We start from the raw sequence: 15,309 nt of genomic DNA, 5'->3' as shown, positions 1-15,309 counted from the left end.
GGGCGCCTCAGGGCAGCGCCAGTTGCAAATTCCCCATAACTGAGTCCCGGTGTCGCGGGTTCGGTCCTCCCCGACTTTCGTACGCCTCACGGCGCCCGAAACTCTTCAGGAATCCAGAAGGTCTGCTATCAGAATAAACCGTGGAAAAGCCGACACTTGATCCTATATGCTTTAGGCATGTAAGTTTCGATTTTCACGCAGGCATATAGAAAGCAAGCATGCAGACTGCGCTCGCGATTCAATTTTCCGATACTGTTTTACAGAATCCGTTCATACGTGATCTGTCGTATATCTGGGAACAAATAGAACTGGATAACTGCTGGTTGGTGGCTGGTTGTTTGGCACAAACCATATGGAATAACCATTTCGGCTTACCCGTAAATCACGGCATTTCGGATCTGGATATTGTGTATTTCGATGCAGATGATACCTCTGCATTAAGTGAGCAACGAAATGCCGAGCGTATCCGGACAATGTTGTCGCACATAGCAGTATGGATAGACGTAAAGAACGAAGCGCGTGTGCATCTTTGGTACAAAGAAAAATTTGGCTATCCGATTTCACCCTATCGCTCTGTAGAAGACGCTATTGATACGTTCCCGACGACCGCCACAGCAATTGGCATCAAGCCGGGAAAACATGGCAGTGAAGTATACGCACCATTCGGTTTGTCAGACCTACTCAATGGCATTGTCAGACCAAATAAACGTCAGATTACGGCTGATATTTATGAGGCGAAAGTAGAGAAATGGCTGAAACGCTGGCCCTATCTGACGATTATTCCCTGGAATGCAGAGTGAACCGCCTCAACTGGTCGATTTTTGGTCATGCTATAGGCGAGCAACATCCACAGAATAATAAATAGCCGCTTTTCCACATGCATCTATCTATTCAGAACGATTGACATGAGGCGTATCCCGTCTGTCTACTCGTATCCTGAAGCAGACAGGCAGACATGGACAGAAAAAGTCGAATGTCTGGTGTCGGATTGAAATCCATCTGTCTTGCGCCAAGAGACTATCAAGAACCGTTGTTTTGATTCTCGAGCATACATTGGGCTTTGATTTCTGCGCTTTTTGACTGCCACTTCTGAGCAGGAGGCCGATAACGGGCAAATCGTTCAAAAAGCGTATCCGGGTCAACCGTACACACCAGCATTTCCGCATAATCCCGTTTCATGAAGCCGGCTGACACGGTTCGTTCGATCATTTCAAAAAGAGGATCAAAGTAGCCAGCGACATTCAGAAAGCCACATGGCTTCTGGTGAATCCCTAGTTGCGCCCAAGTCCATTGCTCGAAAATTTCCTCCAGTGTTCCCGCGCCACCTGGCAAAGTCACAAATCCTGAAGCTAACTCCGCCATTCGGGTCTTTCGCGTGTGCATATCTGGAACAACCTCTAGGTGTGTCAGGCCGGTATGGGCTATCTCCTTCTCTGCCAACGCTGTCGGCATGATACCCGTCACCTCCCCACCTGCCGCGAGGGCTCCGTCTGCCACTGCACCCATCAGGCCGACATGGCCTCCACCATAGACAAGCCCGATCCCACGTCGGGCTGCAAGTTTCCCGAACGCATAGGCCGCCTCCTTGTAAATAGGAATATCTCCCGGTGCTGAGCCACAAAAGACAGCAAGTTTCATATTGGGATCGATCTTTCGAGCATAAAGTTGCGTTCTGGCAATTGCCTACCGAACCATTTTGAACGTCTCTAACTCCTGCATTTTTCCATGTTCTGCGCAATCGGGGATGCTCCTGCGGAAGATATCGTGTCTGCTTTATGGACACGTTAAAAGACAAATCGGCAGGTCGCGTGTGTAGGCGAAAGACGACACGCCCCCTGCGCACTCCCGTTCAAGCAGCCCTGCAGGGGATAATAAGCGCGCAGCCCCGACGTGAAACTCCCTTCCTTTCACGCCGGGCATGACGGATGATCTGTCCGCCGCCATGCGGGCCGAGAGCGCCCATGACCGCGGCGACCGCGATATCGGGCCAGCATGAGCAGGCCATGACGATACCTCAACAAGGTGTTTAGTCCCGGGTTTGATAGCGCAGCAGTTTCCTCTACATGGTCACAACACACCGATTGTCGGAAACGGTGCCGCATTCTCCAGCATGATCCGACGTTCATGCGCGATGACCGTCTGGTTCGCGTCGTCGACAAGAACGTCATCACGCTCGACAATAATCTCGTCGCTGAGGACGATGCCAGCCTTAATGATCGTCACACCGCGCCATGAGGTATGGCCCGGCCGTAGATGAAACTCCTTCTGATGACCATCTTTCAGAAGGGTGATTGTTCCCGGATCGTTCTCGGAATAGAAACCCTCCGCCGATCCGGCTCTTGATAAGGTCATTGCGCCTGTGGTGACGTCATAGCCGGTCACAATGACGTCCTGCGAGCCACCCGCCCCCCCGAATTCCCAGGCAGGCAGATGGCTCTCGTGCCAATGACTGCCGCTTTTCAGACCGCCAAGCGGTCTGCCCCATACAGCTTGGTTGAACAATAACCCACTGGCATCGCGATCGGACTCGCATGCAACCTTGGTCGCATTAAAGATGCAGAAGCGATCGCCACCCGGTGTCATCGAGATATGGTGCCAGGCGATCGGTCGCCCATCGTACCGCGCCTGCATATCGAACTCGATGCCGTGGGTGGTCGCCTTGGTCACCCGGTAATCGGCAGTGCCGCCATTGCGCCAAACGAACTCCTGATAACCAGGGGCCGTTACGGAACGCTGGATCGAGAAAGCGTTGCTGAACAAGTCTCCCGATTTCAGGCTCGGTTCGAATGAAGGGTCCGGCGTCGCAAGAGCGCCGCTGCACCACAGGACGGCGCTGCATAAGCAGGCGAGGCTTCCTGAGGAAAGTTGCAACAGCCGATAATGCGCATGCGTCGGCAAAAGGCACCTCTCCATGCGCTTTTTCCTCGCGGGACTGACACCTTGCGCGCCTTTGGTGGGAACCAGCTTCATCATGGATGACTGCACACACCGCCGATTGGCCGGTGCGTCGCAACGAATGCGCCGATCGACACCTTGTAGGGCCGCAGGAGTCCGTTGGCATAATTGGCCTGTTCCACGCGGAAAGCCACGCTGTTGGCTGGTTTTGTGCGCGGTGTCGTGACACTTGAGCGGGCAGTGGAGAAATATAATGTCTGCCCATCCGGCGATAGACCGGTCGCGACCTCGTTGCCGGTACTGTTGATCGGGGCACCAAAATGCAACGGCGTACACCAGCCGGTTGTGGTGCGGAACGCGATGAACAGATCCTTCGCGCCCAGCGTGCCCGCACGGTTGCTGGCGAAGACGATGAAGCTCTCGTCCGGCGCGATGGTCGGATCCATGTCGTGGGTCGTTTTATCCGCGCCAGGGATGACGATAGGCGACGGCGTTGCAAACCCATGACCGGCTGGCGCGGCGCGATAGATCGCCGTTCCGGTTGTGCCCATCTTCATGAAATACAGGACGCCGGTTCGGGTAAAGCTCGGGTAAAGGTCATTGTCGGTCGCCGAAGCTGGCTCGGGCAGGGCCGGCGTGGTCAGGCCGACCTTGAAATCGTAGCGATACAAGCGATAGACCGCCCCGGTGGCGGGACGGATCGAGGCGAACACGATCGACGTCCCGTCAGGAGAGACGGCCGGGTCGGTGTCCTTGTCCACGCCGGAAAACGGAGCGACTTGAGGGGCGGACCATATGCCGTGCTGTTGCGTCGCTGCGAAAATGGTCAAGCCATCCCAGGTCGGCTGGCTTTTGGAGAAGTAGACGGTGTTGCCGTCCGGCTTGAATGCGGCGTTCAGGGTAAAGCCCGGGTCGCTGGAAAACGGCTGAAAGACGCCAAACCCAGCGGGGGAAACCGGAGGAATCTCCTTGGCGAGCGCAGTCTGCGTCATACCTGCGAGAAGAGCCAGTCCGATGCCCCATCGCGCGGACAAAGAAGGGCGTGCCATTGACGTTGCCAGTCTCCTTGGAGGCGTTGACGCGATGTCGCCGCCGCCGTAACGTTTCTGGAGGCGACGGTAACCACGAACTGTCCGCTCTCAAACATGAATCATAATAAAATTGCAGAAAGGTAATGTGCGGTAACTCCTGCATGGCAATTGCCGCAATATGCCTAATGCAGATTGGCGACTCTCGTTGAGACGGTATCTTATGGCTCCTGCGAACCGGATCTTCCTGACAATTACCTGCGCGACCGTGCCGGTTTTCCTCTGTGCCGCTGCGCCGCCGCCCGATGGGGCGCCCGTCGCTTCAGCGCATGGAGCACCCGGCTGCGCCGGCCTTGCGCCCCATGCGTGCATTGGCATCGCACTCGAGGCTATGGGGGGTGCGAACCGCCTGGCCGGCGTGCGAACGGCGCGATATGCGATCATCGGCCATCGTGAGGAAGCGGAACAATCCTATCGCCAGGCGCCATTCCAGATCGAATATGGTCGGGAGACTCGAATTGTCGACTATCAGCATGGTGCTGTCGATCGCGCGCATGAGTCCGTTTTCCCCTCGACCGCACCGGACGAAAATGTCAACAAAACCCATGTCGTGGTGTCGGCAGCCGGCGCGGTCATGAAAACGCCAGGCGGTGACAGGCCGGCCGTTAGGCAAAGCCGCGAACAAGGTGACGATATCCTGCATGACGAGCCCATGATGGTGCTGCAGGCCGCAGCAAAGGCGCCCGATCTGCGCTACGCCGCGCCCGAATGGCTGCACGCGGCACCGCATACGGTGGTGACATTCACGGATCACGGGCAGCCGATTCGTCTCGTCCTGAATGCCGGAAACCATCTGCCCGATGCGATCGAGCGGACCCGGACGTTCGAGGATTTCTGGAACGTCTGGGGCGACGTCAATCAGCGCATCTATCTCGACAGTTGGCAGGATGTCGGCGGCGTGCTTTTCCCGGCCAGCCGGGTCGATCAGCGCAACGACTTGGAGACTGCTCACGAGCAATATCTGGACGTGCGATTCGATCCGACCCTGGCAAGCGACGCCTTCTCCGTCGATTCAGCGGCGGCGGCCAAAAGCCTGCGGTCGCCGGGATGGGACCGGCCGTTCCCACCACAGGCGCAAACGATCGTCCCCGGGGTCTGGCTGTTCCAGGGGGCATGGAATGTCAGCGTGATCGAACAGGATGACGGCCTGATTCTGCTCGAAGCGCCGATTTCCGCGTCCTATACGGCACAAGCGCTAGATGCTGCCGCGCACCTCGTGCCGGGCAAGCCAATCAAGGCCGTGATCTCGACGACGGACTCCTGGCCGCATGTCGCGGGACTGCGGGAAGCGGTGGCGCGGGGTATTCCGGTTTATCAGCTCGATCTGAACCGTCCGTTGCTGGACCGATTGATCGCTGCTCCCCATACCCTGCGACCCGACGACCTTGCCCGTCATCCCCGGCCGCCGCAATGGCATATGGTGAATCAGGTGCTTGCGATCCCCAGCCGTCACAATCCGATCATGCTGATCCCGATCTGCGGGCCCTCGACCGAGCGACAATACATGGTTTACTGGCCCGATGCGAAACTCCTCTACGCGAGCGACACGCTGGTACTGAATCCGGACAATTCGTTGTATAATCCTGAACTGATGCATGAAGTGGAAACAGCGGTTGCGCGGGCGCATATCGCGCCGCAGACTGTCTACGCGATGCATCAGGCACCAATGCCGTGGGGTAGAGCGATAGGGATGGTGCCGTAAGATTGGGCGTCCGCTGTCGGGAAGGCATGTGCTTGCATCTGTCGTCTGGAAAGTAGGCGGAAGCAGCCATGTCGGGCGATGCGTAATCGCTAAAGTGAGGGACATCGTGGGCGGGAGGAAAGGGCGCGTTGCCCCTTCCTCCGGTTTTGGGGGAATGTGTCGGGACATGCGCGCCGATGTCTCCCGGCGTGCATTTTTGCCCGGTGTTCAGGCGTGGGCCTGTTCCAGCCAGTGGCGGACATGGTCCAGGTCGTTGACGATGGCCAGGGCTTTTTCGCGGATGTCCTCGGTGGGGGTCAGGAGATCGGGCACCACGATGACGGGGATGCCGGCGGCGTGGGCGGCGCGGGCGCCGTTGTGGGAATCTTCCAATGCCAGGCAGGCTTCGGGGGCGATTCCGATTTTTTCCGCGGCCGTCAGATAGGGTTCGGGATTGGGCTTGCCACGTGTGACGTCGTCACGGGTCACGATGGCGTCGAAGCGGGTCAGGAGCCCGACCAGTTCCAGATGATGGTCGGTGCGGTAGCGGCTGGACGAGGTGGCGATGGCGCGCGGCAGGCCCAGCCGGTCGAGCAGGTCCAGCAGGGGGATGACGCCCTTTTTCAGCACCAGGCGGTCGCTGTCGACATAGCGGCGGAGATGCTCTTCCTGCAGCGCGAAGAAGCGTTCCAGCGGGAAATCGGTGCCGTACGTGTCGTGCACCATCTGGCGGCAGATGTCGGCGGGCATGCCGATCATGCCGCGGCAGAAGGCGAGCGGCACGTCGTAACCCAGGTCGGTCCCGGCCTCGGCCAGTGCGTCCATCGCCAGGGTTTCGCTGTCCAGCAGCAGGCCGTCCATGTCGAAGATCACGCCCTTGACGGCCTGGAAGGCGGATGGACTCAGGTGGGTGGGGATCGGATATCCCGTCATGCGTTTTTCTCTCGCTGCTGTTTCTTTCGGCGCATTATCGTCCGTTGGCCCTGCGCGGTGCAACCCGGTATGGGAGTTTTTTATAAACATCGTTGATTTGAAAACGAAATTTCATGGATATTGGCATCGTGGCGATGCGGGGCCGGGATGGTGAGTGCCATTTTCCGGTGTGTCTGCATCGCCGGGAAGGGGTGCGGTGGCGAGGGTGGAGGCTTTTGCCGTTCGCGACTATCATCGGTGGGGGAGGGACGGTCTTGTGGGCGGATACCCTGCCGGTTTCCCCTTTTTCGGTGTGCCGATCCGTTCGGTGCGTCGGTCCGTCCTGTTCGAGAGCGATCCTGTCTTGCCCGTGTCCCGGCCCCCGGTTTCTTCCCTGCGTGTCGCCGCCTCCGTCTCCGCGCCGTCCCGGCGGGAGGCCCGGCGGAGCGAGACCCATGCCGCGCTGATCGAAGGCGCGATGCGCCTGCTGTCGACCCGGGGGTTCGACACCACCACGGTCGACGAGATTGCGGCCAGCGCGGGCATTTCGCGCCGGACGCTGTTCCGGTATTTTCCGACCAAGGCCGATATCGTCACCGCCTGGGCGCAGAACATGACCGATGTGCTGACCGCCAGCGTCGAATCCTGCCCGGCGGATTTTATGCCGCAGGATATTATCCGCACGGCGCTGGAAGCCGTGGTGCCGCAGATGGCGAAGAACCGGGCCGAGGCGTTCGCCTTTGCCTGTCTGATCGAGCGGACGCCGGCGCTGCTGTCGGTGAGCCTGCGGAAATATGCGCGGTGGGAGGATGCGCTGGCCGCCGCCCTGGCCAGCCGGCTACCGTCGTCGCCTGATCAGGCGCTGGCGGCGCGCGTGGCCGCGCGGTCGGGGATCTCGGCCTTTCGCACGGCGCTGGATGAGTGGATCAGGCTGAAGGGGCGCCCGGCGCTGGTGCCGATCCTGCGCAAGGTGCTGGTATTGCAGGCGGGGCTTCTGGCCCCGCCCGGCTAGTCGCTAATCCAGCCGCACGGATGGGCGCACGAACGCATCGATCCGGTCGGCCAGGATGGACATCAGGCCACGGAACAGGCCGTACAGTTCCACCTGGTGCTGGCGGTAGAGCATCAGGTGGCCGAGCCGCGCGGTGAGGCCGTTGAGGAAGCCGCCGCCGAAGACGGTGCCGCCGGGCAGGGTGCCCCAGCCATTGTAATTGCCCAGCGCCACGATGGCGCCCTTGTTGCGGAAGACGCAGTTGGGAACGGCAATTCCGTTGCGCAGCCAGGCCGGCAGGTGGCGGGCGAGGTGGTGGGCCTGCTGGCGGGCCACCTGGGCCGTGGGCGGCAGGGGGTCGTCGGAGATGAACGAGCAGTCGCCCATGGCGAAGATATGCTCGTCATCCTGCGATTGCAGGTTGGGGTGGACCAGGATCTGGCCCGAGCGGCTGAGGGAGAGCCCGTCGAAGGCCGACGTGACGTCCGGCGCCTTTACGCCCGCGGCCCAGACGCGCAGCGTGGCGGGGATGTGCGTGCCGTCTTTCAGGCTCAGCCCTTCGGCATCGGCACCGGAGACCATGGCGGAGGTGCGGACCGAGACGCCGATGCTTTCGAGCTGGCGCTGGGCTGCGGTGGACACGGCTTCGGGGAAGGCGGGGAGAATGCGGGGGCCGGCTTCGAGCAGCGTGATCTTGAGCTGCGGGGGCGCCGCGCCGAAGGAATGCAGGGCGACCAGGTCCAGCGCCTTGTGCAGTTCGGCCGCGAGCTGCGTGCCGGTCGCGCCGCCGCCGACGATGGCGATGTCGAGCGGCTTGTCGGCCGCGTAGGCGCGCAGCAGCTCCATGCGGAATTTTTCGTTGAAGCCGTTGGCTTCGACCAGATTGTCGATGAACAGGCAATGTTCCGCGACGCCCTGCGTGCCGAAATCATTGGCGCGGCTGCCGATGGCCAGCACGAGTGCGGCATATTCGACCGTGCGGCTTTCCAGCACCACCTCACCCTCGGCGGAGCGGAACGGGCCGAGGATGGCGCGCTTGTTCGCGCGGTCCAGGGCCACGATCTCGCCGGGCCAGAATTCGAAATGGCGGCTGCTGGCCTGCGCCATGAAGCTGATGCGGTCATTCTCGTTCTGGGCCGTGCCGGCCGCGAAACAATGCAGCATGGGCTTCCAGACATGGGAGAAGCTCTTGTCGATCAGTGTGATCCGGGCTTGTCCCTGTCGGCCCAGCGTGTCGCCCAGCCGGGTGGCCAGAGCCAGCCCCGCGACGCCGCCCCCTACGATGAGAATTTCCGGTTTTGTCGCCATCGCGTCTTCAGGGTCCATCTGCAAGGGGTTGCCACGGGTGGCCCGGCGCCCTGCCGGGTTGGTAGGGGCGCCGTTTCCGGCACCCCCCGTGATTTAGAACCAGACCGAAGCACAGAAACGCGCGCCGGATCGCCACCGGCGCGCATGTCCGGTCTGGTTCTCAGAAGAAGCCGAGCTTCTTTTCGCTGTAGCTGACCAGGAGATTCTTGGTCTGCTGATAATGTTCTAGCACCATCTTGTGCGTTTCACGACCGATCCCCGACTTCTTGTAGCCGCCGAAGGCGGCGTGAGCCGGATAGACGTGATAGCAGTTGATCCACACACGTCCAGCTTCCATACCGCGTCCCATACGGTAGCAGGTATTCGCGTTGCGGGACCAGACGCCCGAACCGAGGCCGAATTCGGTATCGTTGGCGATGGCCAGCGCCTCTTCCTCGGTGCGGAAGGTCGTGACCGCCAGCACCGGGCCGAAGATCTCTTCCTGGAAGATCCGCATCTTGTTGTTGCCCTTGAAGACGGTGGGCTGGACGTAGAAACCTTCCTTGAGCACGGCGCCGAGATCGGGCTTGCCGCCGCCGGTCAGGAGCTGCGCGCCCTCGTTTTTGCCGATGTCGATATAGTCCAGGATCTTCTGCTGCTGCATCAGCGAGTTCTGGGCGCCCATCATGGTGGTGGGGTCCAGCGGGTTGCCCTGCCTGATCGCCTTCACGCGGGGAAGGGCGCGCTCGATGAAACGTTCGTAGATCGATTCGTGCACCAGCGCGCGGCTGGGGCAGGAGCAGATCTGGCCCTGGTTCAGCGCGAACAGGGCGAAGCCCTCGATGGCCTTGTCCAGATAATCGTCGTCATGGTCCATGACGTCGGCGAAGAAGATGTTCGGCGACTTGCCGCCCAGTTCCAGCGTCGCCGGGATCAGGTGCTCGGCGGCCGCGTGGGCGATCATCTTGCCGGTGGGCGTGGAGCCGGTGAAGGCGATCTTGGCGATGCGGTTGCTGTTGGACAGGGCGGCGCCGACATCGCGGCCCAGGCCGTTGACGATGTTGAGCGTGCCGGGCGGGAACAGGTCGCCGATCAGTTCCATCAGCACCAGGATGCTGGCGGGGGTGGTCTCGGCGGGTTTCATGACCACGCAATTGCCGGCGGCCAGCGCGGGGGCCAGCTTCCATGAGCCCATCAGCAGCGGGAAGTTCCAGGGGATGATCTGGCCGACCACGCCCAGCGGCTCGTGGAAATGATAGGCGATCGTGGTGTCGGTGATCTCGCTCAGCGCGCCTTCCTGGGCGCGGATACAACCGGCGAAATAGCGGAAATGGTCGATCGCCAGCGGGATGTCGGCGTTCAGCGTCTCGCGGATCGGCTTGCCGTTATCCCAGGTTTCGGCGCGGGCCAGCAGGTCGAGATTCTGCTCCATCCGGTCGGCGGCCTTGAGCAGGATCAGCGAGCGGTCGGCGGGGGAGGTGTGGGCCCAGCTCTTGAACGCCTTGTGGGCGGCATCCAGCGCCAGTTCGATATCCTCGGCGGTGGATTGCGGGACCTCGCACAGCACGCTTCCGTCGATGGGGGTGATGTTGGACATGTAGGTGCCCTTGACCGGGGCCACCCACTCTCCACCGATATAATTCTCGTAGCGTGCCTTGAACGGCGGCTGTTCGTTGACAGACATTGCGGACACTCCTTGGACTGCGACGGCCCTATCCGACAGGCGGCCGGAAACGGAGCCGGACATCAAACAGAACCGGGTTGGTCCGGATTTCTGTATCCCGCGTTATATAGATGGGAGGACGCCCGGCAATCGGGAGCGCGGTCACATCCTTGTGAAAAATGGCACTGAGTGCCATGATAATATTGTACAAAATAAATATATAACAATGAGTTATATGATTATTCTTGGGTGGGTTTGCGTGGATTATGCGTCCGCGGACCTTCAGGGTCGGAGGGCCGGATTGGAAACGCGCGTCGGATCGCCACCAGCGCGCCTGTCCGCTCACGCCCCGCCGAGTGCGCCTGTGCCGAAGGCGAGCCCGGCGGCGGCGATCAATGTGGCGTAATAGGCGTCGGAGCGGCTGATATCGGCGTCCAGCAGGCCGTTCTGTGCCAGTTGCGTCTGGGTGATCGAGCCGGTGCCGCTGCGATAGGCGGTCAGGGCGGCGTCGAAGCTGGTCTGGGCGGCCGTGCGTAGCGTGGTTGCGGCGGCGTAGGCGTTCAGGCCGGTGCGCAGGGCGTTTTCCGCCGCCACGATCTGCTGGATGGCGTCGTTGACCGTTTCGCGTAGCGTGGCCTCGGCGCTGTCCGACTGGTCCTGCGCCTGTTTGACCACCGCCGCGCGCAGGCCGCCATCGAAGATCGGCACGCTGATGCCGCCCAGCACCAGGCTGCTGAAACGGTTGGCCGACAGGTTCAGCGTCGGCGCGGAATCGCTGCCGATGCCGGGTACCGAGGTGAGGTTCATGCGGCCGGTGGCGTAGGAGACGTTGCCGGTCATGAAGATGCTGGGCAGGAATGCGTCGCGTGCCGCGCTGACGCGGCTGTGGGCCGCGCGCGCCGCCGCATAGGCCGCCAGTACGTCGGGGCGGCGGGCCACCGCGCGCTTGACCATGTCCTCGCTCAGCCGGGCGTCGTCCTGGGTCAGGGGGCGGCCCGACACGTCTTCCAGCCCGATCCGGGTTTCGGCGGAGACGCCCGTGGCGGCCAGCAGGGTCAGATAGGTGTTTTCGTCATCGCCTTCGGCCTGGACCAGGCGGAGGGCGACTTGCGCCGTGGCCTGCCGTGCCTGCGTGACATCGATGATCGTGCCCTGGCCCTGGTGCAGCCGGGCCTCGGCCGCCGCCTGGACGCGGCGTGCATTGTCCAGGGCGGTGTGCAGCAGCCGGGCGCGGGCGGTGGCGGCGGCGTGGGTGTAGAAGGCGGTGGTGACGGCATAGATCACCTTCTGATGGGCCGCCGTGAACAGGATATTGGTGGCGATCTGCGCCTGGTGCGCGGCCGCGATGGTGGCTTCGCGCCGGCCGAAATCGAACAGCAGCCATTCCAGGCCCAGCGTCTGCACCTCGCCGGCGCCGGAATTGCGGGTGCCGGGGCCGTTGCCCAGCGGCAGCGTGCCGTTGCCATTGGTGTCCAGCGATGCATCGGTCGTCTGGCCGTGGCTGTGCGACCAGCCGCCGACCACGGTGGCCGTCAGGTGCGGCAGGTAGGTGCTGCGGGCGATGCCGACCGCCAGCGCCGCGTCGCGCGCGGTATTCCAGGCGCGGCGGGTTTGGGGGTTGGCGGATTGCGCAGCGTCGATGAGGTCCGCCAGTGTGTAGGGATGTGCCGTTTGTGCCGGCAGGGTGGGGGAGGCGCTGCGTGTCACCACCGCCGGGTCGGCGGGCAGGGTGTACCCGGGCGGCAGCGTCAGGCCGCGCTGTCCGTGGCCGGGCGGCACGATGGTGCCTGCCGCCGTCACGTCCGGGGTCCAGGGCCGGTCGGGACGCGGTGGGGCGGTGGCCAGTTCGGCGGTGGCGCATCCGGCGAGCAGCAATGTTGTGGCGGCCAGTATGGGCAGGGACGCGCGGCGCATGCGGGGCGGTGTGCCGGCAGTCTTGAAGCGGCCTTTCATGATGCCGGCGCCTCCAGGGCTGCGATGCGGGCGCCGGGGTCGACTGCCGTGCCGTCGAGCATGTCGGCCCCGAGGCGGCCGGCGTCGGCGAAGCCGGTCTGGAAGGCGGTGATCCGGTCCATTTCCGCGCGTATGTGGATGGGCTCGGCGAGGGCGTATTCCACCTGCCGTTCGCCCTGCGAGACGGCGGATTGCAGGGCGGCGACGCAGGCGGCCTGCTCCTGCCTGGTGGTGGCCGCGCGCTGGCGGCGCAGCAGGGCGGCGACCGCGTGCAGGCGCTGGGCGATGCCGTCATAGGCGCTGGTGGGCCAGAAGCTGGTGAACATGGCGTAGGTGATGGCGTTGCCCAGCATGATGCCCACGATGCGGTCGCGGGCTGTCGCCATGTCGCTGGTGGGGCCGTAGCCCTTGAGGTCGGTCAGGTAGAAGGCCAGCCCGATCTGGAGCCCGGCATAGGCGATCCGCTCGTCGCCGGTCTTGACCCATGCTGCCAGCAGCGAGACCGCGAAGACCAGGACCAGGAAGCCGGTGATGTCCTGGAGATGCGGCTGGACGAAGATGATGGCGGCGATGCCGATGGCGCCGCCGATCAGCGCGCCGCTGATCCGCAGCGTCAGCTTGGCGATCATTTCGCCCATCGTCGGCAGGGCGACGATGAAGCAGGTGATGATGCAGGTATGGATGCCCGGCCAGTCGATCAGCCGGAACAGGAGATAGCTGGTCATGACGGCGGCGGTGCCCTTTACCGCGAAGCGGACATGGACGGGGTTGGTGAAGGCATCGGGGGCGAAGAAGCCGCCTTTCTTTTTCGCCGGCGCGTCCTGCCGTCCGGGCGTCGGGTCGGGGGTGGTGAAGACCGCCAGCAATGCGGCCATGGCCGCGCAGGCCGGCCGGTCGGGCGGTGTGGTGGGGGCGGCGATGGCGGTCGGGTAGTCGCCGTCGGCGAAGATGGCGGCCATTTCCTCCAGCGTGTTGATCAGTGCCTGGGGCAGCGCCTGGGGCCGTGTGTCGTGCTGGTGCGCGGCCTCGGAGTCCGCCAGGGCCAGCACGGCGACGGCGCAATCGGCCGCCTGGCGCAGGCAGGCCAGGTCGGCCGGGCGCCACAGCCGTTCCAGGCCGGCCATGCGCAGGGCCTTCGTCATTCCGGTGGCGCCTTCGCGCAGCAGGCCGGTGGCGTGCGCGCGGGCCTCGGCGTCGGTGCCGCGCAGCAGGGCGGCGCTGAGGCGCAGGCGGGCGGCGATGTCGTCGGTCAGTACCCGGCGCGGCGAGGGGCAGATGAGCAGGCCCAGCACCAGCATGACCGCGCCGGGAACGGCCAGGAACAGATCGGTATAGAGCAGCGCGCGGGTGACGATTTCGCCGATCGGGGCCTGATCGATGGCGACCAGCCCGTAGACCACGATCAGCCCCAGCATATAGGCCACCGGCTTCAGCTTGCTGGCCGAGCCGAGGAAGAAGAAGCCGAAGGACAGCAGGGTGATGACCAGCACCAGCGCCACCGGGTGGTCCAGCGTCAGCGCGATCAGCCCGTAGATCAGCACCAGCAGGATGACGATCAGCAGATTGACCGCCACGCCGGCCACGGCGTTGGTCACGCGGTCCTTCTGCCAGAGCGCCAGGGTGACCAGGGCCGGCACCGCCAGATCGGGCACCTGCCAGATTTCGCCCACCAGCACCGTGGTCGTGCAGCCGGCCGCCATGCGCAGCGCGTGACCCAGCCGGCCGGGTGTGGGGTCGCGGACCAGGCGCCACAGGCGGGGCGGCGTGAGGGGGGCGTCGGCCATGCCGGGGTCAGGGACAGGCGGCGCCATGCCGGATCTCGACCGTGGCTGTGGCACCCATGCGCAGCAGGGTGGGGGCGGCCCCTTGCAGATGCACCCGCACCGGGAAGCGCTGGGCGACATGCACCCAGTCCATCTGGCGCGGCACCAGGGGCAGCGTGCGTGCCGGGCCGGCCGAATCCGCCGACAGCACGCCCCAGCCGATGCTCTCCACCCGGCCCTGGATCGGGGTGCGGCGGTCGATCATCGAATAGATCGTGGCGCAGTCGCCGGGGTGGACGGCCGGGAGGGTGATTTCGCGCAGATTGGCGACGGCGTACCATGCCTCGTCGGCGATCAGGGTGAACAGGACCTGTGAGGGGGCCAGGACTTCGCCTGCCTTGACGTGCAGGCTGGTGACGTAGCCGTCGGTCGGGGCTGTCACCGCCGTCTGGCGCAGTTCGTAGCGGGCGCGGTCGAGTGCCGCCTGGCTGGCGGCCTGTGCGGCCGTTGCGCTGGCCAGGTCGCCGATTGCGACCTCGGAAGCCGCCGATTGCTGGCGGGCCTGGGCCAGTGAGATCTCGGCATCGTTCCGCGCCACGCGCGCCTGGTCGTATTGCTGCCACGGGACGTAGGAGCGGTTGGCCAATGGCTCCAGCCGCGTCACGGTGCGGTCGGCCAGGTCGCGGTTGGTCTGCGCCCGTGTGACCTGGTCGCGGGCGGTGGCGGCCTGCGCCGTGCGGACAGCCAGCAGGCGGCGCTGATTGGCCAGTTCCGCCGTGGCCAGGGCAAGATTGGCTTCGGCCTGGTGCACCGTCAGCGCGTAGGGTTCCGGGTCGATGCGGTAGAGCAGGTCGCCCTTGTGGACATGCTGGTTCTCGCGTACCGGCAGGTCCACCAGCCGGCCGCCGACGACCGAGGCGACATGGACCAGTTCGGCATCGATGGTGGCGCTGTCGGTCGAGGGGTAGGCATCGTCCCAATGGGCGACAGAGAGCCCGGCCAGGATGGCCGCGCCGATGCAGGCCAGGGCGATCAGGATGCCGATGCGGCTTCTGCCGCCCATGCGTATCCGCTCC

The 15,309-nt window shown here is 63.6% G+C and carries 12 protein-coding genes; 3 read left to right on the top strand and 9 right to left on the bottom strand.

Annotation, left to right across the window (positions count from 1 at the left end; genetic code table 11):
* The first annotated feature begins 218 nt into the window (after positions 1 to 218).
* Entirely contained in the window at positions 219 to 800 is a 582-nt protein-coding gene (locus HLH29_RS15390; protein ID WP_182968261.1) for a nucleotidyltransferase family protein, read from the top strand.
* A 220-nt stretch (positions 801 to 1,020) separates the two neighbouring features.
* On the opposite strand, the gene HLH29_RS15385 is transcribed toward HLH29_RS15390, so the two are convergent.
* The 3 genes from HLH29_RS15385 to HLH29_RS15375 form a co-directional block, all read right to left on the bottom strand.
* Complete coding sequence (locus HLH29_RS15385) at positions 1,021 to 1,638, bottom strand: LOG family protein (protein ID WP_182968260.1); 618 nt, start codon at positions 1,636 to 1,638, stop codon at positions 1,021 to 1,023.
* Between the two features lie 429 nt (positions 1,639 to 2,067).
* Complete coding sequence (locus HLH29_RS15380; RefSeq protein ID WP_182968259.1) at positions 2,068 to 2,973, bottom strand: hypothetical protein; 906 nt, start codon at positions 2,971 to 2,973, stop codon at positions 2,068 to 2,070.
* Positions 2,970 to 3,887, bottom strand: a complete 918-nt coding sequence (locus HLH29_RS15375; RefSeq protein WP_182968258.1) for a TolB family protein — start codon at positions 3,885 to 3,887, stop codon at positions 2,970 to 2,972. The genes HLH29_RS15380 and HLH29_RS15375 overlap by 4 nt, the downstream gene beginning before the upstream one ends.
* A gap of 259 nt (positions 3,888 to 4,146) precedes the next feature.
* Between HLH29_RS15375 and HLH29_RS15370 the strand changes: the two genes are divergently transcribed.
* Complete coding sequence (locus HLH29_RS15370) at positions 4,147 to 5,685, top strand: MBL fold metallo-hydrolase (RefSeq protein ID WP_182968257.1); 1,539 nt, start codon at positions 4,147 to 4,149, stop codon at positions 5,683 to 5,685.
* 207 nt (positions 5,686 to 5,892) lie between these two features.
* Here the strand turns inward: HLH29_RS15370 and HLH29_RS15365 are convergent, their stop codons facing one another.
* On the bottom strand, positions 5,893 to 6,597 hold the full coding sequence (locus HLH29_RS15365) for an HAD family hydrolase (protein WP_246374299.1): 705 nt from the start codon (positions 6,595 to 6,597) through the stop codon (positions 5,893 to 5,895).
* Between the two features lie 349 nt (positions 6,598 to 6,946).
* Between HLH29_RS15365 and HLH29_RS15360 the strand changes: the two genes are divergently transcribed.
* Complete coding sequence (locus HLH29_RS15360) at positions 6,947 to 7,588, top strand: TetR family transcriptional regulator (RefSeq protein ID WP_338030258.1); 642 nt, start codon at positions 6,947 to 6,949, stop codon at positions 7,586 to 7,588.
* A gap of 3 nt (positions 7,589 to 7,591) precedes the next feature.
* Here the strand turns inward: HLH29_RS15360 and HLH29_RS15355 are convergent, their stop codons facing one another.
* The 5 genes from HLH29_RS15355 to mdtN all read right to left on the bottom strand — a co-directional run bounded on the left by HLH29_RS15355 (position 7,592) and on the right by mdtN (position 15,296).
* Positions 7,592 to 8,875: an NAD(P)/FAD-dependent oxidoreductase gene (locus HLH29_RS15355; protein WP_182968256.1), complete on the bottom strand. Its 1,284-nt coding sequence runs from the start codon at positions 8,873 to 8,875 to the stop codon at positions 7,592 to 7,594.
* A 160-nt stretch (positions 8,876 to 9,035) separates the two neighbouring features.
* The gene (exaC, locus tag HLH29_RS15350) at positions 9,036 to 10,538 is read right to left on the bottom strand and encodes an acetaldehyde dehydrogenase ExaC (RefSeq protein ID WP_182968255.1); all 1,503 of its coding nucleotides are present in this window, start codon (positions 10,536 to 10,538) and stop codon (positions 9,036 to 9,038) included.
* Positions 10,539 to 10,859: 321 nt separating this feature from the next.
* Positions 10,860 to 12,431, bottom strand: coding sequence for a TolC family protein (locus HLH29_RS15345; RefSeq protein ID WP_182968265.1), 1,572 nt, complete (start codon positions 12,429 to 12,431; stop codon positions 10,860 to 10,862).
* Between the two features lie 35 nt (positions 12,432 to 12,466).
* Positions 12,467 to 14,281 (bottom strand): FUSC family protein, encoded by a 1,815-nt coding sequence (locus tag HLH29_RS15340; RefSeq protein ID WP_182968254.1) that lies wholly within the window; start codon positions 14,279 to 14,281, stop codon positions 12,467 to 12,469.
* Positions 14,262 to 15,296 (bottom strand): multidrug transporter subunit MdtN, encoded by a 1,035-nt coding sequence (gene mdtN / locus HLH29_RS15335; protein WP_408871983.1) that lies wholly within the window; start codon positions 15,294 to 15,296, stop codon positions 14,262 to 14,264. The genes HLH29_RS15340 and mdtN overlap by 20 nt, the downstream gene beginning before the upstream one ends.
* Positions 15,297 to 15,309 lie beyond the last annotated feature (13 nt).

Source organism: Gluconacetobacter tumulicola (assembly GCF_014174215.1).
Taxonomy (GTDB): Bacteria; Pseudomonadota; Alphaproteobacteria; order Acetobacterales; family Acetobacteraceae; genus Gluconacetobacter; species Gluconacetobacter tumulicola.
The sequence above is the reverse complement of the archived record's forward strand: the minus strand, read 5'-3'. Positions and strand labels throughout refer to the sequence as shown.